Annotated in this window: 20 protein-coding genes and 2 tRNA genes; 12 read left to right on the forward strand and 10 right to left on the reverse strand. The window is 30.4% G+C overall.

Features of this window, described 5'->3' with window-relative positions; translation table 11 throughout:
- Window positions 1–133: 133 nt before the first annotated feature.
- Window positions 134–874 carry a hypothetical protein gene (locus tag Q0958_RS09785; protein ID WP_299122464.1) on the reverse strand — a complete coding sequence of 247 codons (741 nt, stop codon included), beginning with the start codon at window positions 872–874 and terminating at the stop codon, window positions 134–136.
- Between the two features lie 261 nt (window positions 875–1,135).
- Between Q0958_RS09785 and Q0958_RS09790 the strand changes: the two genes are divergently transcribed.
- The gene (locus tag Q0958_RS09790; protein WP_299122467.1) at window positions 1,136–2,767 is read left to right on the forward strand and encodes an ABC-F family ATP-binding cassette domain-containing protein; all 1,632 of its coding nucleotides are present in this window, start codon (window positions 1,136–1,138) and stop codon (window positions 2,765–2,767) included.
- Window positions 2,768–2,786: 19 nt separating this feature from the next.
- Here Q0958_RS09790 and Q0958_RS09795 read toward each other — a convergent pair whose 3' ends face one another.
- Window positions 2,787–3,938, reverse strand: coding sequence for a glycosyl hydrolase family 18 protein (locus Q0958_RS09795; protein WP_299122470.1), 1,152 nt, complete (start codon window positions 3,936–3,938; stop codon window positions 2,787–2,789).
- A 40-nt stretch (window positions 3,939–3,978) separates the two neighbouring features.
- Window positions 3,979–4,860 carry a zinc-dependent peptidase gene (locus tag Q0958_RS09800; RefSeq protein ID WP_299122473.1) on the reverse strand — a complete coding sequence of 294 codons (882 nt, stop codon included), beginning with the start codon at window positions 4,858–4,860 and terminating at the stop codon, window positions 3,979–3,981.
- A 309-nt stretch (window positions 4,861–5,169) separates the two neighbouring features.
- On the opposite strand from Q0958_RS09800, the gene Q0958_RS09805 reads away from it, so the two are divergent.
- Together Q0958_RS09805 and Q0958_RS09810 are read left to right on the forward strand one after the other, a co-directional pair.
- Entirely contained in the window at window positions 5,170–5,643 is a 474-nt protein-coding gene (locus tag Q0958_RS09805; protein ID WP_299122476.1) for a Crp/Fnr family transcriptional regulator, read from the forward strand.
- Window positions 5,644–5,725: 82 nt separating this feature from the next.
- Window positions 5,726–6,019, forward strand: a complete 294-nt coding sequence (locus tag Q0958_RS09810) for a DUF1330 domain-containing protein (protein WP_299122478.1) — start codon at window positions 5,726–5,728, stop codon at window positions 6,017–6,019.
- 164 nt (window positions 6,020–6,183) lie between these two features.
- Here Q0958_RS09810 and Q0958_RS09815 read toward each other — a convergent pair.
- Window positions 6,184–6,268 (reverse strand) — tRNA-Ser (locus Q0958_RS09815).
- A gap of 238 nt (window positions 6,269–6,506) precedes the next feature.
- Window positions 6,507–6,591 (reverse strand) — tRNA-Ser (locus Q0958_RS09820).
- A gap of 316 nt (window positions 6,592–6,907) precedes the next feature.
- Between Q0958_RS09820 and aroC the strand changes: the two genes are divergently transcribed.
- The 9 genes from aroC (at window position 6,908) to Q0958_RS09865 (ending at window position 15,904) form a co-directional block, all read left to right on the forward strand.
- Window positions 6,908–7,969 (forward strand): chorismate synthase, encoded by a 1,062-nt coding sequence (aroC, locus tag Q0958_RS09825; protein WP_235275937.1) that lies wholly within the window; start codon window positions 6,908–6,910, stop codon window positions 7,967–7,969.
- 273 nt (window positions 7,970–8,242) lie between these two features.
- A complete protein-coding gene (locus Q0958_RS09830) occupies window positions 8,243–9,313 on the forward strand; it encodes a PA0069 family radical SAM protein (protein WP_299122483.1) in 1,071 nt (356 codons plus the stop codon).
- Window positions 9,310–9,846 (forward strand): Crp/Fnr family transcriptional regulator, encoded by a 537-nt coding sequence (locus Q0958_RS09835; protein ID WP_299122485.1) that lies wholly within the window; start codon window positions 9,310–9,312, stop codon window positions 9,844–9,846. Before Q0958_RS09830 ends, Q0958_RS09835 begins: the two co-directional genes overlap by 4 nt.
- A gap of 51 nt (window positions 9,847–9,897) precedes the next feature.
- Window positions 9,898–10,446, forward strand: a complete 549-nt coding sequence (locus Q0958_RS09840) for a DinB family protein (protein WP_299122487.1) — start codon at window positions 9,898–9,900, stop codon at window positions 10,444–10,446.
- A 202-nt stretch (window positions 10,447–10,648) separates the two neighbouring features.
- Entirely contained in the window at window positions 10,649–11,551 is a 903-nt protein-coding gene (locus tag Q0958_RS09845; protein ID WP_299122489.1) for a helix-turn-helix domain-containing protein, read from the forward strand.
- A 103-nt stretch (window positions 11,552–11,654) separates the two neighbouring features.
- Window positions 11,655–12,086, forward strand: coding sequence for a nuclear transport factor 2 family protein (locus Q0958_RS09850; protein WP_299122491.1), 432 nt, complete (start codon window positions 11,655–11,657; stop codon window positions 12,084–12,086).
- A 1-nt stretch (window position 12,087) separates the two neighbouring features.
- On the forward strand, window positions 12,088–14,253 hold the full coding sequence (locus tag Q0958_RS09855; RefSeq protein WP_299122493.1) for a DUF5916 domain-containing protein: 2,166 nt from the start codon (window positions 12,088–12,090) through the stop codon (window positions 14,251–14,253).
- Window positions 14,254–14,334: 81 nt separating this feature from the next.
- Window positions 14,335–15,390 carry a helix-turn-helix domain-containing protein gene (locus tag Q0958_RS09860; RefSeq protein WP_299122494.1) on the forward strand — a complete coding sequence of 352 codons (1,056 nt, stop codon included), beginning with the start codon at window positions 14,335–14,337 and terminating at the stop codon, window positions 15,388–15,390.
- A 94-nt stretch (window positions 15,391–15,484) separates the two neighbouring features.
- A complete protein-coding gene (locus tag Q0958_RS09865) occupies window positions 15,485–15,904 on the forward strand; it encodes a nuclear transport factor 2 family protein (RefSeq protein WP_299122495.1) in 420 nt (139 codons plus the stop codon).
- 48 nt (window positions 15,905–15,952) lie between these two features.
- Here Q0958_RS09865 and Q0958_RS09870 read toward each other — a convergent pair whose 3' ends face one another.
- The 5 genes from Q0958_RS09870 to Q0958_RS09890 all read right to left on the reverse strand — a co-directional run bounded on the left by Q0958_RS09870 (window position 15,953) and on the right by Q0958_RS09890 (window position 21,619).
- The gene (locus tag Q0958_RS09870) at window positions 15,953–16,813 is read right to left on the reverse strand and encodes a hypothetical protein (protein WP_299122496.1); all 861 of its coding nucleotides are present in this window, start codon (window positions 16,811–16,813) and stop codon (window positions 15,953–15,955) included.
- 16 nt (window positions 16,814–16,829) lie between these two features.
- Entirely contained in the window at window positions 16,830–18,032 is a 1,203-nt protein-coding gene (locus tag Q0958_RS09875) for an Ig-like domain-containing protein (protein ID WP_299122497.1), read from the reverse strand.
- A 126-nt stretch (window positions 18,033–18,158) separates the two neighbouring features.
- On the reverse strand, window positions 18,159–19,796 hold the full coding sequence (locus Q0958_RS09880) for a pyruvate dehydrogenase complex dihydrolipoamide acetyltransferase (protein WP_299122498.1): 1,638 nt from the start codon (window positions 19,794–19,796) through the stop codon (window positions 18,159–18,161).
- Between the two features lie 7 nt (window positions 19,797–19,803).
- Window positions 19,804–20,799: a pyruvate dehydrogenase (acetyl-transferring) E1 component subunit alpha gene (gene pdhA / locus Q0958_RS09885; protein ID WP_299122499.1), complete on the reverse strand. Its 996-nt coding sequence runs from the start codon at window positions 20,797–20,799 to the stop codon at window positions 19,804–19,806.
- Window positions 20,800–20,941: 142 nt separating this feature from the next.
- The gene (locus tag Q0958_RS09890) at window positions 20,942–21,619 is read right to left on the reverse strand and encodes a hypothetical protein (protein ID WP_299122500.1); all 678 of its coding nucleotides are present in this window, start codon (window positions 21,617–21,619) and stop codon (window positions 20,942–20,944) included.
- Between the last annotated feature and the right edge of the window lie 17 nt (window positions 21,620–21,636).

A 21,636-nucleotide genomic window follows, 5' to 3' on the forward strand; every position in this document is an offset into this window, starting at 1 on the left:
TAAACTTAATTGTAAGTTGTTTTATTAGTTGTAATTCCTAGTGGATTATAATATGTTATAACGGTCTTATTTATGAGTAGTTTAATGGTTAAGTAATTATTTATAACCATTACTGTAAAACATTTTTATTTAATTATAACTTATATTGTAAGAGGTAAAGTTCTTCTTTTGCAGAATCCAAATTCATATCAACACTAAACTCATTGTTTTGAGTTTCTCTAATTATTGCACCAGATATATGAAGAAGATTAATACTATTTTTAGTTTCTCTTATTCTAAAACCATAAGGTCTAAATTCTTTTATTTCTCCTAATTGCAACTCAATTTTTTTGATGTTAGTTATGAGCTCATTTTTATCAAATTCAAATAATTCTGTATTGAGTATAGACTTTAGAGTTTCGTAATCTTTATTAGTTAATAAATTTATAGTATGATTTGTTAATTTCATTCTGTTATTTACTAATTCAAGAGTTGCTACAGAATATGGAAAAGTCTTTTTTGTTCCATCTTCGAAAATTATCGTAGAATGAATTTCATCATAATTGTTTTTCTCTTTTTTTAAATTTCTGTAAAAAAGATAGGCAATATTTGAAGCTGGCATTTCTATTCTATTAAAATTTTTCTCTAAAACTTCACTTTTACTTATTTCAAGTTCAAAATACTTTTTCTTTCCATTTTTTGTTGAAATTGAAGTTCCGATTGAATATTTACATTGTCCACCATAAAAGTCTAGAATTTCTTTAACTCCAGCATCTTCATTATCGGTTATACTTATGAAGTTTGAGAGTAGTCCAGTTTTTTGTTCACCTTTACGTTTATTTGCACAGGATGTAATTAAAAATGTACAAATCAATAAGCTTAAAATTTGTTTCATTTGTTTATTTTAAATATAGTGTAACTTGTTTATAGTTAATATTTTATTTCTGTTTGTGTGCTTTATAGTTTGACTAGATATACGAAACTTTTATATGTTTTTAGTCAGCCTACTTTATAATTAGCTAAGGCAAAATGTAGAAAAGAATAAACGCTGCGCAATTTTCTTTCAAATATAAGAAAATAGAAGATACATCAATTGTAAAAAATTTAATACGATGTACATAGATTTTGCTAATTTCGCGATTCAAAATTTAGTATTATGATTACGGTAGATCAATTAACGGTAGAATTTAGCGGGAGAACATTATTTAAAGATGTTTCTTTTGTTATCAATGAGAATGATAAAATAGCCTTAATGGGTAAAAATGGAGCAGGGAAGTCTACCATGATGAAGATTATTGCTGGAGTTTCAAAAGCCACTAAAGGAGGTGTTAGAACTCCAAAAGATACCGTAATAGCTTATTTACCACAGCATTTATTAATGGAAGATAATTGCACGGTAAAAGAGGAAGCATCTAAGGCTTTTGAAGGAATATTTGCCATGAAAGCAGAGATGGAATCTTTAAATAAGCAATTAGAAACTCGTACCGATTATGAGTCTGAAGAATACATGAAAATTATAGAACGTGTATCGGACTTAGGAGAAACATATTATGCTTTAGAAGAAATAAATTACGAAGCTGAAGTAGAAAAAGCTTTAAAAGGACTAGGGTTTAAACAAGAAGATTTTAATCGTTTAACTTCAGAGTTTAGTGGAGGTTGGCGTATGCGTATTGAATTAGCAAAAATCTTATTACAAAAACCCGACTTAATTCTGTTAGATGAGCCTACAAACCACGTAGATATAGAATCGGTAATTTGGTTAGAAAACTTTTTATTAAACAAAGCTAAAGCCGTAGTTGTTATATCGCACGATAAAGCTTTTATTGATAATATAACTAATAGAACTATTGAGGTAACTATGGGAACTATTCATGATTACAAAGCGAATTATTCTCATTATTTAGAGTTACGAAAGGAGCGAAGAGCACATCAATTAAAAGCATATCAAGAACAACAAAAGTTTATTGCAGATACCAAAGCATTTATTGAGCGTTTTAAAGGAACTTACTCAAAAACAAATCAAGTAGCTTCTAGAGAACGTATGTTAGAAAAGTTAGACATTGTAGAAATTGATGAGGTAGATACATCTTCATTAAAATTACGCTTTCCACCATCACCACGTTCTGGAGATTATCCTGTAAAAGTAGAAGGCTTAACTAAAGAATATGGAGATTTAACCGTATTTAAAGATGCAAGTTTTTCAATAGGGAGAGGAGAAAAAGTTTCGTTTGTAGGAAGAAATGGAGAAGGGAAATCGACTATGATAAAAGCTATCATGGGAGAAATAGATTTTGAAGGAGAAGCTGGATTAGGACACAATGCTAAAGTGGGCTACTTTGCACAAAATCAAGCATCTTTATTAGATCCAGAACTAACTATCTTTCAAACAGTAGATGAGGTAGCGGAAGGTGATGTGCGAACTCAAATCAAAAATATCTTAGGACGATTTATGTTCTCAGGCGATGATATTGATAAGAAAGTAAAAGTATTATCGGGAGGAGAAAAAACACGTTTGGCAATGGTGAAGTTATTATTAGAACCAGTAAACGTACTAATATTAGATGAGCCAACAAATCACTTAGATTTACGCTCTAAAGATGTGATTAAGGAAGCATTGTTGCATTTCGACGGAACTTTGATATTGGTGTCTCACGATCGTGATTTCTTACAAGGATTGTCGCAAAAAGTATTTGAGTTTAAAGATAAACGTGTAATAGAGCATTTTGAAACAATAGATGCTTTCTTAGAACGAAATAATATCAAAGCTTTAAAAGAGATAGACTTATAGAAAAGAAATTTATTAGAAATTATTCAGAGAATTTTTCAGCTAAAAGATTCCATAATTCAAGATAACCGTTGTCATAACCTAAAGTCCAAATACCAACACCAGCTAGTTGCTGCTCTTTAATCCAATCGTATTTTAAAGCTAAAGACTTAGGGTTTTCAAACCATAATTGTCGGTAGGCATTGTGTTCTTTAAAACTGAGGTAAGTACTAGCGCTTTCTTTGTTAAATTGTACAGGGATTTTTAAAGAGTCGATATAAATTCTTTTAATAGTACTGTAGGTTGGACTCGATTTGTATTTAATTACTTTAGAAGGTACATTTTCTGATTTTGTATACCATTCAGCACCATAATAGGGGAGTCCGACAATAAGTTTAGAAGGAGATACTCCTTTTTTTAGGTAATATTTAATGGAATGTTCTAACCCATTTCCAAATTCGGAGCTATTTTTTAGTGGACTAATCGGACCTGCTTTGGAACTAAAGTTTCCATAATAGTCGTACCCCATTAGTGTATAAAAATCAACAGAAACGTTTATTTTTTTAATATCAAAAATATAGTGCCAGTCATTAGCATAGAGGCACAAGGTGATTAGATAATTAGGATTGGCTTCTTTTAGTTTTTTAGAAATACGATTCACAAAAGAGGAAAAAAGTTGTTTGTCTTTTTTAGCAATACCTTCAAAGTCAATATTAATACCATCCGCTTTTCTGTAATCTAAAAGTGTAACTAGATTGTCAATTAATTTTTCTTGAGCTTTGGTATTACTTAAAAATGTAGCGTTGTTACTACTTCCAAAATTAGAGACCGATAAAAATACTTTGCAATTGTGAGCTTTAGCGCTGTCTATAATAGCAGTGGTTTTCCAGTTGCCTATATTTTTAGGAGCTCCTGTTGTGGGGTTTACCTTATAAGAAAAATAAGAAAGTGCCCAAAGTAAGTCGAAATTATAATTCTTATAAACTGTGCCGTTAGAATAGAGATACCAACCTAATGTTTTGTATTTCGAATTTCGTTTTACTTTTTTATGTTGAATCACTTTAGGAGAAGTTGCATTTACACTATCCCATTGTTCTTCGCTTAAATTACTGTCTAGTTTTGAAAGAAGTGCAGTTCTAGAACTTTTAAAAGGTGGTGAATCTTTTTTAGAATTACAACTATATAACAAACTCAAGAGTAGAGAGCTGTAAATAATAGTTTTAGTTAAAGAGAGTTTAGTTAGTACCACAACATTTTTTGTATTTAAGACCACTGTCACATAAACAAGGATCATTTCTAGAAATATCAATACGTTTAAAATGAAGATTCATATCGTCCATGTCTTGTTTAAATATTTTTTCAAGCAAAGCATATAACTCCGGATGTTTTCTGGCTAATAGCTTAGGTCTTTCAAAAAAATACTCACTAGCAACAGAAAAAAATTCAGCCTTATTGGTTCCACCGTATGGATTTATGTCTGAATCTTCATTATAAATTTCGTCAATTTTTTTATTAATTAAATCAATCCAGGGTATAGTATATTGTTTTTCTAATAATACATGAGGTACACCATCAATATTTCCATCTAGTTTGTCTATTAAATGCACAAACTCATGAATGGCAGTATTCTTTTTATCAGATTCATTGGTAAAACCTAAATGTAAGGCAGGTTTAGATAATATCATTTTGCCTTCCATGTAGCCATTTCCTACCATACCTAAAATTCTACGGTTTTCGCCCTCAGTTTCAAAATGCTGATTAAACATATCTGGGTATAAGATAACTTCAGAAATGTTTGGGTATTTCCAATTAGGGAAATTGAAAATAGGAATCACAGCACTAGCACCTATAAGAAGTTTGTCGGTAATAGTAACCGTTGTATCTACACCAATAATTTTACAGTTTAAAATAAATTCATGGACTTTGAATTCGAACAATTCTTTCTCTTCGGATGTTAGGGCGTTATAAAAAGTTACTTTTTGAGTTAAAATAATTGACCATTTTTTAGGGAAAGCAGAAGCAGGTTGTTTCCATTTATTTGTTTCTGATTTAGTTTTACCGGTATTTCTAATAAGGATAAAAGCAATGATGAGTATAAAAAATAGAAAGAAAATCATTTTAAAAGAATAGCAGTTTTTTAATTAGAGGCTAAAAATAGTAATAATGAGATTATTTCATGTGTAAAAGTCTTCTCATTATCGATACATAAATTAACTTCATCTAATTTTTCTTAAAAAACTGATTTCTAGAAGTAATTTTATGATTAATAATTGAAAGTTTAAGTTTTCATTGTTAATTTTTGGTTATAGTTTAAGGAAAAGAAGTATCTGAAAAGTATACTTCTTTTCTCATATATGATGGTTTCTTATTAAAGAATTAGTTAGTTTATGTATATTTAATAAGGTTTAAACTATTAAAATTCAAGAATGAAAACTATAGAAGTTAAGAAAGGAGATATTTTACAATATAAAGGAGATCTTGAAACTATGGTTTATGAAGTGGTATCAGGACTTTTAAGAAGTTATACTATAGATGAGAAGGGGAAAGAACATATTTTTATGTTTGCTCCGGAAGGGTGGATTATAGCAGATGCTGTTGAAAAAGGACAACCTAGTGATTTTTTTATTGAAGCTCTTGAAGATTCAGTAATTCAAGTAAGAGAAAAAGATTTTAGTCAAATTTCTCCAAACGCTCCAGCCATAGCCAAAAGAATGTTGGTACTTCAAAGAAGAATAATTATGCTAATGAGTTATTCTGGTTTACAACGTTACGAACATTTTATAGAAACATACCCTAATTTAACCCAAAGAGTGCCTCAAAGAATGATTGCTTCTTATTTAGGGATTACTCCAGAAGCGCTAAGTAAAGCTAAAGGAGACAAAATAAGAGCTTCGCGATAATTTGAATTCTTAATATTTATTAATGCACACCAATTGTTGACAAAATACATTTGTGACAGTATTAATCATTAAAATAAATATTATGAAAGCATACATGTTAGCATTTGTACGTGTAAACGATTTAGAAACCTTTAATAAAGAGTATATAGAAAACGCAGTGCCTATTGTGCAACGTCATGGAGGAGTAACGGTAGCAGTAGATGAAAATCCATTGACTATTGAAGGAACAGTTCCTGAAGGGCGTGTTGTAATTGTAGAGTTTCCAACAAAGACAGCAGCAGAAGCTTTTTATAATGATCCAGAGTATCAAGCAATAAAAGCCTGGCGTCAAAAAGTAAGTCAAAGTGATTCGATTATTTTAGAAAAAGGATTCTAAGTTTTCCTCATATTAGGATTACAAGAAGTAAATCGGTATTCCTTTATTACTAAGGAAAATATAATGTGTAGAAAACATTATAAAAAAATAAAAGCTTACACATTGTAAGCTTTTATTTTAATTCCCCTAAAAATAATAAAACCGAAGCAGTTACTTCGGTTTTGCGGAGAAAGAGGGATTCGAACCCCCGGTCCTGTTACAGACAACGGTTTTCAAGACCGCCGCATTCGACCACTCTGCCATTTCTCCAGACCTGCTATCAAGTATTTCCTGATTGCGGGTGCAAATATAGTATATTTTATCTAAATGAACTACAACTTTTTTCTTTTATTATAAATCTTTTTTTATTGGAAAATATTTTATGTGTATTCTAATTGAATATAAGGGAGTATTTAAAAGAAGAAACTTGTATAAATAGAAAAAAGCTTACGTTGTAAGCTTTTTCTTTAATCCCCTAAAAAAAACCGAAGCTATTGCTTCGGTTTTGCGGAGAAAGAGGGATTCGAACCCCCGGTCCTGTTACAGACAACGGTTTTCAAGACCGCCGCATTCGACCACTCTGCCATTTCTCCTGACTAGCACTCAAGATATTTCCTTGATTGCGGGTGCAAATATAGTATCTTTTTTTAGTTTTGAAAAAGAAATAGACAGATTTTTTAATGAAAAGTAAGCGTTTTTTAAATGTGTAATCGTAAGTTTTTTACTATCAGTAAGTTTGGTGCTGTAATTTTTTTTACTTTTTTTAAAAATTGAGTTTTCATTAGGTTGAAAAAGAAAAAATAAGTCATCAAAAATCTTTTTTACAGCCATATTATTTGAATAATAATGGTTTTTTCATTGCAATTATTCAGGGTAAATAATTTACTTTCGTCTTAAAATAAAGAAAACATGTTTAATTCATTTGGAAATATTTTAAAAGTAACCACATTTGGTGAATCACATGGTACTGCAATAGGAGGAGTTATTGATGGTTTTCCTGCAGGTATGGAAGTAGATTTAGAGGCTGTTCAATATGAATTAGACCGACGTAAACCGGGGCAGTCTAAAATTGTAACACAGCGTAAAGAACCAGATACTGTAGAGTTTTTATCAGGAATATTTGAAGGTAAAACAACTGGTGCCTCTATTGGTTTTGTAATTAAGAACACCAATCAGAAAAGTAAGGACTATAATCATAATACTAATGTGTATCGTCCATCTCATGCCGATTATACCTATGATAAGAAATATGGTATAAGAGATCATAGAGGAGGAGGACGTACTTCTGCTCGTGAAACAGCCAATTGGGTTGTAGCGGGAGCCTTGGCTAAACAATTAATAAAGCACATTAATATCAACGCCTTTACATCTTCTGTAGGTGATATTTTTATGGTAAAGCCTTATCAAGATTTAGATTTTTCAAAAACAGAAAGCAATATAGTACGTTGTCCAGATGAAGCATCAGCAGAACAAATGATTGAAAAAATCAATCAAATAAGAAAAGCAGGTGATACCATAGGAGGTACAATTACTTGTGTGGCTCAAAATATGCCAGTTGGTTTAGGAGAGCCAATCTTTCATAAGTTACATGCAGAATTAGGAAAAGCGATGTTGTCTATAAATGCAGTAAAAGGTTTTGAATTTGGAAGTGGTTTTTGTGGAGCTAAAATGCAAGGTTCAGAGCATAATGATATTTTTAATGAAGATGGAACAACGAGGACAAATCTTTCAGGAGGAGTGCAAGGAGGAATATCTAATGGAATGGATGTGTATTTTAGAGTAGCATTTAAACCTGTAGCTACCATTATGCAAAATCAAGAAACGATAAACTCAGAAGGAGAAGCCACTGAAATACATGGAAAGGGACGTCACGATCCTTGTGTAGTTCCAAGAGCTGTCCCTATTGTTGAAGCTTTAACTGCTTTAGTATTAGCAGATTTTTGGTTGCTTGATAAAATGAGAAGAGTTTAAAAAAGCTTATGATATTTTAATAGATAAAAAGAACGATGAGAAATTTAGTTACTAATTTTCTCATCGTTTTTCTTTTATAAATATGGAGTTTTGAATATTGTTAATAAGCTATTCAAACATTAACATTTTCATGTTTCTTTTTCCTGTAATTTTATAAAGTCACTTCGAGTGATTCCGTTTTTCTATCGGAATTAGTTGTCGAGAAGTTTTCTAACGTGTTCTCGATAAAATCATTCTAAAGACATTTTTTATATAATTTTATTGAGACTAAAAATGGAGGACTACATTAAAGGACGTGGTGCACAGCATAATACCCATAATAAATTTTTACAACATCAACATGAGGTGCTAGACGACTTTTTAAATTATTGTGAAGTAGAAAACGAAAAGGTTGACAATAATAAAACGTCGTACTTAGAAATTTATCCCAAAACTATTTTAAACAAAGTAACGAGTCCCGATATAGGATTTACATATTCAATGAATCCATATCAAGGATGTGAACACGGGTGTATTTATTGCTATGCAAGAAATAGTCATGAGTATTGGGGATATTCAGCAGGATTGGATTTTGAAAGAAAAATTTTATACAAAGCCAATGCGGCAGAATTACTAGAAAAAAAGCTACGAAGTAGGAGTTGGGAAGCACAAAATATTATGTTGTCGGGAAATACGGATTGTTATCAACCCATAGAAAAGAAGTTAAAAATTACACGAGCGATGTTAGAAGTATTACTAAAGCTAAAGCATCCAGTAAGTATAATTACTAAAAACTCATTAATACTTCGTGATTTAGACATTTTAAAAGAAATGGCTTCCATGAATTTGTTAAGAGTAAGTATTTCAATAACCTCTTTATCGGAAGAAACAAGAAGAGCGGTAGAACCAAGAACTGCAACCATAAAAAAGAGATTAGAAACAGTAAAAGAGTTGGCTAAGAATGGAATCCCAGTAAATGTAATGATGGCTCCCATTATACCGTCAATAAATAGTCATGAAATTATACCTTTAGTAAAAAAGGTTAGTGAATTAGGGGCAAAGTCAGTAGGTTATACAGTAGTGCGTTTAAATGGTGCTATTGGAGAGATATTTACCAATTGGGTACAAAAAGCATATCCAGATAGAGCAAACAAAATTCTACATCAAATAGAAGACTGTCATAACGGAACCTTAAATGATTCAAGTTTTGCAACCAGAATGAGAGGAGAAGGGAAAATAGCTGAACAAATAACAATGCAGTTTAAGCTAGCCAGAAAATTGTATTTAAAGGAAAGTCACTTTCCTCCGTTAGATTTTACTAAATTTGATAAACACCAAACCAATCAATTGAATTTGTTTACATGAATCCATTAGAAAAATTGTTAGCAGCATTAGAAGGAGAGTGGGAAAAAGAAATTACGCTTAAGCGAAACGAATTCTTGGTAAATCAAGGAGATACGAATACCAATTTATATTTTGTAAAAGAAGGAAGTTTACGTGTTTTTATTGATGATGAGGTAGAAGAACATACCATAAGGTTTGGGTATAGAAATTCAATAATAACCGCTTTGGATTGTTTTTTAACTGAACAGCCGACCTCTTTTTTTATTCAAGCCTTAAAGAAATGCGAATTGAAAGTAATTTCTAAAAAACGATATATGCGTTTTATAAACTCTGCGAAAGAGTATGAAGAGGTTTGGAAAAAATTGTTGGAGAGTTTTGTGTATCAGCAAATAGAAAGAGAAATAGACCTTATAACCTATTCACCACAAAAACGATTTGAACGAGTATTTAAAAGAAGTCCACAGGTATTTCAAGAAATATCACAAAAGTATATAGCGTCTTATTTAAGAATGACACCAGAAACATTATCGAGAATATTAAAAACTCTTGATTAGAATCAAGAATTATAATAGTTAAAAGTCTCAATTTTGAAATAAAAATAGAGAATGGTTTTTAAAGTAGCAGATTTACTCACAGAATTAGAACAATATGTAACAGCACATATTGAATATGCAGAAGCCTTACAAAAGGAGTCAGAAGCAAAACTTCAATCTAAAAAAAGTGAGAAGTCTTGGTCAGTTTTAGAATGTTTGGAACATTTAAATCTATATGCAGCATTTTATAATCCAGAACTAGGAAAAAGAATGAAAAGTTCTAAGTATCCCGCATCAAATACATTTACATCAGGGTATTTAGGGAATAAGTTTGCTTTAGATATGTTGCCTAAGGAAGGAATGAAAACAATGAATACTTTTAAAAGTAAAAACCCGATATATTCTAAATTAAATAAAGAAGAAGTATTGCAGCGCTTTATAATGTTTCAAAAAGAACTTTTAGAATTGTTAAAAGTAGCAGCTAACAAAAACTTAACCAAAACAAAAACAAGTATAACTTTACCTTTATTAAAGTTGCGATTAGGAGATACTTTTCGATTTGTAATTTATCATAATGAGCGTCATATAGTGCAAGCAAAAAAAGTATTTAACGAACTTTAAAAAGATTATAATTCATTATTTTATATTTTAGTCGAAGTTTAGACTTTATAAAATTGTAATGAATTTTAGTAACCCAATCATATTCTTTCTTTGCTCACTTGGTGTATTTAACGGTTTTTTAGTGAGTATTTACTTCCTGTTTTTTAATAAACAAAAAAGAATACAAAATTTTTGGTTTGGGCTATTGGTCTTGTTTTTAAGTTTGCGAATAGGAAAGTCTGTTTATCGAATTTTTGCACCACAGGATCAAATAGAATTATTGGTTATGCAAGTAGGTTTGTCAGCTTGCTTTTTAATAGGAGTAACGTTATTTTATTATATAAAATCATCAATAGAAAATAGAAAGACGCTTCCTAAATCATGGATTATTCATTTTAGTATTCTTTTTTTATTTGTAACAATTGTAGGAATAGTAAGGCCTTATACTGGGAATTATGAGTTTTGGGGGGATTTTATTTGGGTAATTTATGGAGTTTGGAGTTTATACATTTTAGCTTCGTTTTATCTTTTAAAAGATATTGTAAAGAAAGTATTTTCTAAGACAAACAAATGTACTACAGCAGAGCTTTGGTTAATAGGAGTTGTTTTAGCAAATGCTTTAATTTTCATTGCATATATTGTAGGGTATTTCTTTTTGTATTTAGTAGGAACTATTACTTTTTCGGTTGTGTTTTATGTACTGTTAATTTTCTTTTTATCGAAGAAGAATAGAGAAACTATCTTTCAGGATATTCCAGAAAAATATGCTGCTAAAAAAATTCAGGAAAATGAAGCTTCATTGCTAATTGAAAAGTTAGATACTTTAATGAAACAAAAAGAATTGTATAAAAATAGCAATGTTAAACTACTAGATATTGCGAAAGAATTACAGGTTACACCGCACAAATTATCACAATTACTGAATGATAATATAGGAAAAAGCTTTGCCGCCTTTTTAAATACTTATAGAATTGATGAAGCAAAGAATATTTTAAAAGAAAACACCAATTTAACATTAGAAACTGTAGGCTTTGAAGCAGGATTTTCTTCAAAATCAAACTTTTATGCTACGTTTAAAAAGCAGGTCGGATTGACACCTGCGCAATATCAAAAACAGTTTTTGTAGTATAAAATTCTCCAGAATTATAATCTAGGACAACTGAATTATAATTAATCATTTCGTTTTTAGATGTTTTTAAGAAGTTTGGGTAAAACTAAAAATCTTAAAAATGAAACACGTATTATTATTTCTAACATTCGCTTTTTGTCAAATAGCTAGTGCACAAAATGACCAAATAGAAATAGAAAAAACACTTCAAAATTATATTACTGGAAGTTCTTATAATAAGCTCGATTTAATAAAAAGTGCTTTTGCTTCAAATGCTACATTATATTTAACCGGAAGGCAAGGATTTAAAAGATATACGCCTGAAGAATATGCTAATTTCTTTAAGAATGGAGAAGCTGGAAAATTTAATGGAAGAGAAGGAAATATATTAGAAGTTAAAATCACAAAAGATATTGCAACTGCTAAAGTTGAAATTGCAGGCCCTAAACGAAAATGGGTATACATAGACTTATTCTTATTGAAAAAAATAGAAGGAAACTGGAAGATTATAAGTAAAACAGCTACAAAGGTTAGTGAAGTAAAAGCTAATTAGAATGAGTAAAGTTTTTGTTTTATTAATTTCAATGTATTCAGTTGTAGTATTAGGTCAAGTATCAAAATCCACAATACCGTTTATTAATACAGATATAGAGTTAGATGGTAAACCAAATGAAGCTGTTTGGAAAAGACTACCTGAGGTAACCAATTTTCATAATCTAGCACCTACAGATATAGGTTTAGCTGAAAATCAAACTTCTGTAAAGTTGTTTCATAATGGAAAGAAATTATTTATAAATGCTATTTATAAGGACTCAACACCTAAAGTTCAAGTTAGTTCTTTAAAAAGAGATGTGTCTATTGCATTAAGCGATGCTTTTATTATCGTATTTGATACTCAAAATCAACAACAAAGCGGATACTTATTTGCAAGTAATGCTTATGGTACACAAGTCGATGCTTTGGTAGAAAAAAGGAATCAAGGATACGGATTGAATTTTAGCTGGAGTACTATTTGGGAAGTAAAAACATTTCAAAAAGGAAACCACAAAATTTATGAAATAGCAATTCCATTAAAATCGTTAAACTATAACAAAGACAATGCTGTTTTTGGAATTCAAATGTATGTTAGAGATATTAAAAATAATTCGTGGACAATAATGACCGACTTGTCTAGAAATTATCCAACTTTTGATTTACGTTTTACAAGACCTTTTACTATAGAAAGCTTACCTGATAAAACAGTTTCAAGGTTTGCTGTTGTTCCATCTGTTACGGTTAACTATCAAAAAGATGTAGAGAATAATAGCGATAAAACAGATTTTACTCCGAGTTTAGATGTACAGTATAATGTAACTTCATCATTAAAATTAGATGTGACATTAAATCCAGATTTTTCTCAAATTGATGTTGATCAACAGGTAACTAATCTTACACGTTTTTCAGTGTTTTTTCCAGAGCGTAGAAATTTCTTTTTAGAGAATGCTGATTTATTTTCCAATCTGGGAGTTAATGGTATTAATCCTTTTTACTCAAGAAAAATAGGAGCGAGTAGCAATATTGATTTTGGTTTGAAATTATCAGGAAATGTTTCTTCTAAAACAAGAATTGGTGTTTTAAATGTTCAAACTGAAAAAGAGTTAGATAATCTTTCACAAAATTACGGGGCATTTGTAGCAGAGCAACAATTATCTAAAAACTTTACAACAACAGGTTTTTTAATAAATAGACAAGAAACAAATGGTTTTAGTTTTAAAAACGATTATAACAGAGTTGCTGGTGTTAATTTGAATTATAAATCGGATAATAATAAATGGATAGGGTTGGCTAATTATGGGAAGAGTTTTAATGATGGTATTTCTGGTGATAATAACTTTTATAATCTAGGGGTTTGGTTTAATAAACGAGGACTTTCATGGAATGCATCTCTTAGAAATGTTCAAAAGAATTATATAACAGATGTTGGTTTTACGCCAAGATTGTATAATTATGATGCTATAAATGATGAGGTGTTTAGAGAAGGTTATAAGCAAGTTTCAGTAGGAATTCAATATGTGAAGTTTTATGATGAGTCTAAAAAGTTGAATAGAATTCGCTATATGAATTACGATAATCAAACGTATTTTGATGAAAATGGTAAATTAAATCAAACATCACATTTTTTTAATTCTGCAGTATTTTTCAAAGATTTATCTGCTCTATATTATGTGTTTAATTATGATGTTATTGATTTAAAATATGGCTTTGACCCTTTACGAAATGGAAATGCATTACAGCCCGATACCTATCGTTTTGGTTTATTAAAATTAGGGTACAATTCAGCCAATAATCAAAAACTACGATATAGGTTTAATATTCAGAAAGGAAACTATTATTCGGGAGATAGAATTGCAGGAGGTGTTTATTTAAATTATCAGTTATTGCCTTTTGCAAATATTGAAGCGTCCTATGATGTTAATTCTATCGATTTAAAAGAACTAGGAAAGGAAACTTTTCATTTAACGAGGCTTACAGGAGAAATATTTTTTAATACACGTTTAAACTGGACAACCTATGTTCAATACAATACACAACAAGATAATTTTAATATAAACAGTAGACTTCAATGGGAGTATAAGCCATTATCCTATGTGTATTTGGTTGTAAGTGATAATCTTAATAAAAACTTTCATAGGAAAAACTGGGGAATTGCTTTTAAAATGAATTATAGGTTCGATTTTTAGATATATAGATTGCATAATAGAAAAGCGCTCGGTAACCCCGAGCGTTTTTTATTATTTTTGATTGTAATTAAATATAAGACTTTGACTAATCAGTTATTATTTTTATTAAGTGCAATAGGCGGTTTAGACGGTATTTTATTAAGTGCATATTTTGCCTTTTTTATAAAAAATAGAAATCGTTCTACTTATTTTTTATCAGCTTTAATTTTGGTCTTAAGTATTCGAATAACAAAGTCAGCTTTTTTATTTATAAATCGAAATATTTTTGAATTTTTTATAGAGTTTGGTTTAATAGCTTGTGCTTTGATAGGTCCTTTTTTATATCTCTATATCAAAGAAACTAAAAAAATTATAGTAGCTAAAAAATCATATACTTGGTTGTGGCATGTTATTCCTGCTATAGTTATAATGGTTGTTTGGTTTTATTTTTATCCATATAAAAAGAATAAAGGGAAATTATGGGGATTAGGATTTATGTCGTTTGGTTACTTGTTATATACCCAATGGTTTGTTTACATTTTAATATCGGGTTATTTAATAAAGGATAGTTTAAAAAAGTTGTTTTCTAAAAATGAAAAGCTAACAGATAAAGAGTTTTGGTTAGTTAATTTGGTTTTAGGAATAGGAATTGTTTGGTTGGCTTATAAAACAGTAAACTATACTTCATATATAGTTGGAGCTTTATCGTTTTCATTTATTTTCTATTTGTCTATAATTATTTGGTTTATGCGAAGAAAAAAAGCAACTATATTTTTTGAAGAAGAGGAAAAGTATAAAGTTAGTTTGATATCAGATGAAGAAGCTGTTTTAATAAAAACAAAGTTGTCTGAAGTATTTAAAGAAAAAAAATTGTTTAAAGATCATACCATAAAACTTAAAGATTTAGCTAAGGAAATTAGTGTTACTCCACATCAATTATCACAATTTTTAAATAATAATCTACAAAAATCATTTAATCAATATATAAATGAATTTAGAGTAGAAGAGGCAAAGAAAATATTAAAAACGAATGATAATTTTACTTTAGAAGCTATAGGTTATGAAGTAGGATTTTCTTCAAATACTACATTTTATGCTGCTTTCAAAAAAGTAACAGGAAGCACACCAGCTCAGTATAGAAAGCAATTTAAAGGCTAATTTTTATTCAGAATTATAATATTGAAGAACTTCAAAGTGCAAAAATTAGTTGTTTGTCTTTGGTTTTTAGAAGTTTGAAGAAATATTTATGATTATGAAAAAAACAGCAACTTTATTAATAATGTTTTTGACTATTCAAACTGTAATAGGACAAACTGAAATAGAAAAGATAAATACAACCTTGTTAAATTATATTGAAGGAACTGCGAATGGAGAGCCAGAAAGAGTCCGTAAAGCTTTTGATGAAAATCTAAATTTATACCATATCAAAAACGATACTTTAGTAACATGGAAAGGAAAGAATTATGTTAATAATATAAAATCAGGGAAAAAGAAAAATAGAATAGGACGTATTATTTCTGTTGATTATGAAAATGATGCAGCAATGGCTAAAGTTGAAATTTTAATGCCAAAATGGAAACGAATATATACAGATTATATGATGCTTTTAAAAATAAAAGGTGAATGGAAAATAGTACATAAGTCATTTACTTATCGTAAGTATTCAGAATAAAAAAAGCTCGCTATTAGCGAGCTTTTTTATGATAACTTAAGAATGTTCTTATTTTATATCTAAGAAAATACCAGCTGTAAATGATGGATTTGCAGCAATAACTCTTCCAGAAAATGCTGAGTCAAAACCAGCAGACACTCCTAATTTTTCTGTTATATAGTAAGCTCCTTCTATACCAAAACTAGTGTACTCTACATTGTTTGCAAAAATACTTCCATTGCTATTAGCAGCATTTAGCGTTCCATTTTTTAAAGATTTTACAAGGTTTAAACGAGTTATAATCCAAAATTTTCTATTGAATAAGTTAAGACCAGCTTCTAAACCTCCTCTAAATTCATCAGAAAAACCTTTGGACCTATTGTTATATCCAACATGTGTTTTAGCATAAAAAGGTAATTCATTAAATGCTGTAGAATATCCTAATGATGTAGATATATATTGATTAAATTCTCCATCTCCTGTCTGATAGCTTCCATCACTACCACCAGAATCATTACCGGTTGGTAATCCTAAAAGTAATTTTACATCTGCGGCCCATTTTCCTTTCTTGTAAAATGCATATCTAGCACCAAAATCTACATCACCAAAAGAGTTAAAAGACTCTCCTTTTTGAATTACATTGTTGTTGGTTCCAGAAATTTGATTGTTTTGAGCTGCTCTTGAAAAGAAAGGGACATAAGCAATAAGGTCTATTTTATTAGTAAGTCCATATTCAGCATAAACACTAGTGTTGAATTGTGTTCTTGTTACATTTGGGTCTATTGCTCCAGTATTCGTATAATGCTGATCTGATTTTAAATACCATGCAGATAATTTATAATAACCTTTTCCTTTTCCTTTAGACCATTGTGCAAATAATGAATTTGAACAAGTAATTATTAAACCTAATAATATGATATATTTTTTCATTTCTATGTATTCTAAATTATTTAATTTCTGCATCTCCAACTTTTACACTAAATGGTTTACACCAATATAATAAGTGGTTAAAATCATCTATTCCTGTATTTTTAATTGTATAGGTATGTGCACCATTAAATACAGTTACTTTTTGTATTTGTTTAGCATTTCCTATATTGCTAGGGTTATTTGTCATGTATAAATATAAACCAGGTAATGATGTTGAAGCATTATAATCAGCATTAATACTTAATTCTAAATCGTTAGTACCAGGGATTTCTTTTAATGTAAATGTTCCTGATAGTGCATAACTACTAGTCGTTTTTATTGTTCCTGTTTTTTCTTTAGGGCCACTACCTGTTATTGTTAAAGTATTTTCGTCAGTAGTTGTATTACCATTTAAAGTTACACTAGCTGTAATAGTAACAGAACCAATAGACTTAGCAGTAACTAAACCAGTAGAAGAAACACTAGCTATGTTAGTATCAGAACTTGACCAAGTTATTTGTGGGGTTTGTACTTGTCCTGTTTGATCTGTATATGTTGTAGTGTATTGATGTGTTTGATTAGTGTCAGCATCTAATTCAGTAACAGGATTGTTAATTGTTAATCTTTCTGCTACACCAACTACGGTTAATACATCTTCTGTAGAAATAGCATTCCCATTTATAGTAACTGTTGCAGTAATGGTTGCGTCGCCTAAAGCTACAGCAGTAATTAAACCACTACTAGAAACTGATAAAATGGCTGAATTAGAACTTGACCAAGTTACTGGATGCGTTTCGTTTTCACCTAAATCGTTTGTATAGGTTGTTGTGTATTGATGTGTTGTATTTATGGTTAAATTCTGAAGTAAATTATCAATCTCTATTTTAGGTTGTGCTTTAACAACGGTAATTTCATTTTCATTCGTAATTACTTTACCCTCAGAGGTTGTTACTGAAGCTGTAATTGTTGAAGTACCAATTTTTAAAGCAGAAATTAAACCTGAGTTAGAAACTGATATGATATCAGGGTTTGAGGTCGCCCAAGTAATAGTAGGGGTTTGTACTTCACCAACATTATCTGTGTATTTGGTATTATATTGAAAAGTACCTTTAATAGTAAGTTCTTGAATTGACGTGCTAAAAGCTAGTTTTTCATCAACTCTGTCGTCTATAATATCATTTTGAACACAACTTTGTAATAGTATTATTGATAGTACTAGTAAGATTCGTAAATGTTTCATTTAATTTTTTTTGATGGGTTGTTTAACCCTCAGTTCGTCGAAAAAAAAATGATACATTACATGAAGAAATAAAAAAACTCGGAATTTTACATTCCGAGTTTTTTTATTATGGTATTTGAAAAAATGTTACGCTAACATGGTAACAGGATTTTCTAAATATGTTTTTAATGTTTGTAAGAATTGAGCTCCTACAGCACCATCAACTGTTCTGTGATCACAAGCTAATGTTAACTTCATTGTATTACCAACAACTATTTGACTGTTTTTAACTACAGGTTTTTCAACAATAGCTCCAACTGATAAAATCGCTGAATTAGGTTGGTTAATAATAGAAGTAAAACTTTCAATACCAAACATTCCTAAGTTAGAAACTGTAAAAGTACTTCCTTGCATTTCGTCTGGAGTTAATTTCTTGTTACGAGCTTTTCCAGCTAAATCACGAACTTGAATATCAATTTCGTTTATATTCATGTGGTCCGTATGTCTCAAAACAGGAACTACTAATCCGTCAGGAACTGCTACAGCAACACCTATGTTTATGTGTTGGTTGTATACAGTAACATCATCTTTCCAAATAGTGTTAACTTGTGGGTGTCTACGTAATGCCATAGCACAAGCTTTTACAACCATATCATTAAATGATACTTTTGTGTCAGGCATTTGGTTAATGATTTTTCTCGAAGCAATAGCATTATCCATATCTACTTCAATGTTTAAGTAGAAGTGTGGAGCAGTAAACTTAGAGTTTCCTAATGCTTTTGCAATTGCTTTACGCATTTGAGAATTCTTAACTTCAGAAGTATTTTCTTCACCAGCAATAGCAAAATTAGTTACAGCAGCTGGAGTAGAAGTTGTACTAGTAGTTGCTGTTGCTTCAACTTTGGCAACAGGAGTAAAGTTTTCAACATCTTTCTTAACGATACGTCCGTTTTCTCCAGAACCTTTAATGTCGGCTAAATTGTAACCTTTATCTTTTGCTATCTTTTTAGCTAAAGGAGAAGCAAAAATTCTTCCTCCGCTAGTATTATTGTTTGTTACTTCGGTAGTTGTTTTAGGAGCTTCAGAAGCTTTTTCTTCAACTTTTGGAGCTTCTTCTTTGCTAGGAGTAGCTGTACCTGCACTTGTTAAAGTACCAGATTTATGAGCTTCTAATAGAGAAGAAACGTCAGTTCCGGCAGTTCCAATAATAGCTAATAAGCTATCAACTGGTGCGCTTTCTCCTTCGTTTACACCAATGTGTAATAAAGTTCCTTCGTGGAAAGATTCAAATTCCATAGTAGCTTTATCCGTTTCGATTTCAGCTAAAATGTCTCCTTCCTCTATAGAGTCACCTACACTTTTTAACCAAGAAGCAACAGTACCTTCAGTCATAGTATCACTTAAACGAGGCATTGTTATTACTTGTACTCCTTCAGGAATAGCTACTGCAGCACTTTCAGTTTTAGTTTCAGTAGTTACTTTTGGAGCTTCTTCTTTTGTTTCAGCTGGAGCTGAACCTCCATTTAATAAAGCAGAAATATCTTCACCTTCTTCACCAATAATAGCAAGTAAAGTATCAACAGGAGATGTTTCACCTTCTTGTACTCCAATATGTAATAAAGTTCCTTCATGGAAAGATTCGAATTCCATCGTAGCTTTATCCGTTTCGATTTCTGCTAAAATATCACCTTCCTCAACTTTGTCACCTACATTTTTTAACCAAGAAGCAACAACTCCTTCTTCCATCGTATCGCTTAAGCGAGGCATATTTATAATTGTAGCCATAGGTCTTTTACTTAGATTTTATAAATGGGTAATCTTCTTGTTCGTATACCATATCGTGTAATTGGTTTAATTCTGGATATGGAGAATCTTCAGCAAATTGCTCACATTCTTTAACTAAATCTTTTACCTCTTTATTTATAGCTTCGATTTCTTCATCTGAAGCATAATTGTTTTCTTTTATAATGTCTAATACTTGTGTAATAGGGTCTATTTTCTTGTACTCTTCAACTTCGTCTTTAGTACGATAGTGTTGAGCATCAGACATAGAGTGTCCTCTATAACGGTATGTTTTCATTTCTAAGAAAGTTGGTCCTTCACCACGACGAGCTCTTTGTATAGCTTCATCTACAGCTTCAGCAACTTTAATAGGATTCATTCCATCAACAGGTCCACAAGGCATTTCATAACCTAAACCTAATTTCCAGATATCAGTATGGTTTGCAGTTCTTTCTACTGAAGTACCCATTGCATAACCATTGTTTTCAACAATAAATATAACTGGTAATTTCCAGTTCATTGCCATGTTAAATGTTTCGTGTAATGAACCTTGACGAGCTGCTCCATCACCAAAATAACAAAGTGTTACAGCATCATTACCTTTATATTTATCTCCAAAAGCTAATCCAGCTCCTAATGGAATTTGACCACCAACAATACCGTGACCACCATAAAAACGAAATTCTTTTGAAAAAATGTGCATTGAACCTCCCATACCATGAGATGTTCCTGTAGCTTTACCATATAACTCGGCCATAACTCGTTTTGGGTCTTCACCCATACCTATTGGCTGTACGTGATTACGGTATGCAGTAATCATTTTATCTTTAGTTAAGTCCATTGCATGTAATGAACCTGCTAAAACAGCCTCTTGACCGTTATATAAGTGTAAAAAACCTCTTACTTTTTGTTGAATGTAAACAGCTGCTAGTTTATCTTCAAACTTTCTCCAAAATAGCATGTCTCTATACCAATTGATATAGGTTTCTTTGGTGATTTTATTCATTATATATTAGTTGTTTATTTAACGTTTGTTTGTTTTACTTCTTATAAAACGTAACTACAAAAGTAAGTAGTTTTTGGTAATTTAAAAAAAGTTCTTATTAAAAGTTGCTGTAAGGTTTTCGTAACGTTAAAACAGCCTGAAGTTATTCTTTTTCTTTTGCAATTATTATCGAAGCTTTTGCACCTGTAGCTAAATTCCATTGATTGGCTGAAATTAGCATTCCTGTATCATTAAAAATTTTAAATCCAGCAGTATTGGGACCTGAAGTTCCTTGATTAATAGCTAATATTTCTATGGTATTTACACCTTCATCTAAAGGAATATTAAATGATTGGTAACGTTGTTTTAATATTATATTACTAACAACAGGAATACCATTAATAAAAATAGTTACTTTATCTCCATCAGGATATTGAAAATCTCTACATATGATATTAACACTTTGAGATTTTGTACTAAAACTTCCTAAATCTTGATCGATGATAGGGTATTGATACATTCCATTTATTTTTTGAAATGCTTTTAAGTATCTTTCTTCTGCGATTTTAGCTTTTGTTAAAATCCCTTTGTTTTCAAAATCCCTTTCAGCTTGCTTTTTTTGTAATTCTTTTTGTTGTTTAGTGTGTGCAGTTTTAAAACCGTTGTTGTTTTTAAAGTCTAAAGATTTAGGTTTCTTAACTTCTTTGGCTGGTGCAACTTTAAAACCGAAGGAAGAAACTCCCTTTTTTTTACCACCAGAAGAATTATCTAATTGAGCAAAACTATTGGTATGTATAGTAATTAGACCAAGAATGAATATAAAATGTATAGCTTTTTTCATATAACGTAAATCTGAGC

Source organism: uncultured Tenacibaculum sp. (assembly GCF_947499065.1).
Taxonomy (GTDB): Bacteria; Bacteroidota; Bacteroidia; order Flavobacteriales; family Flavobacteriaceae; genus Polaribacter.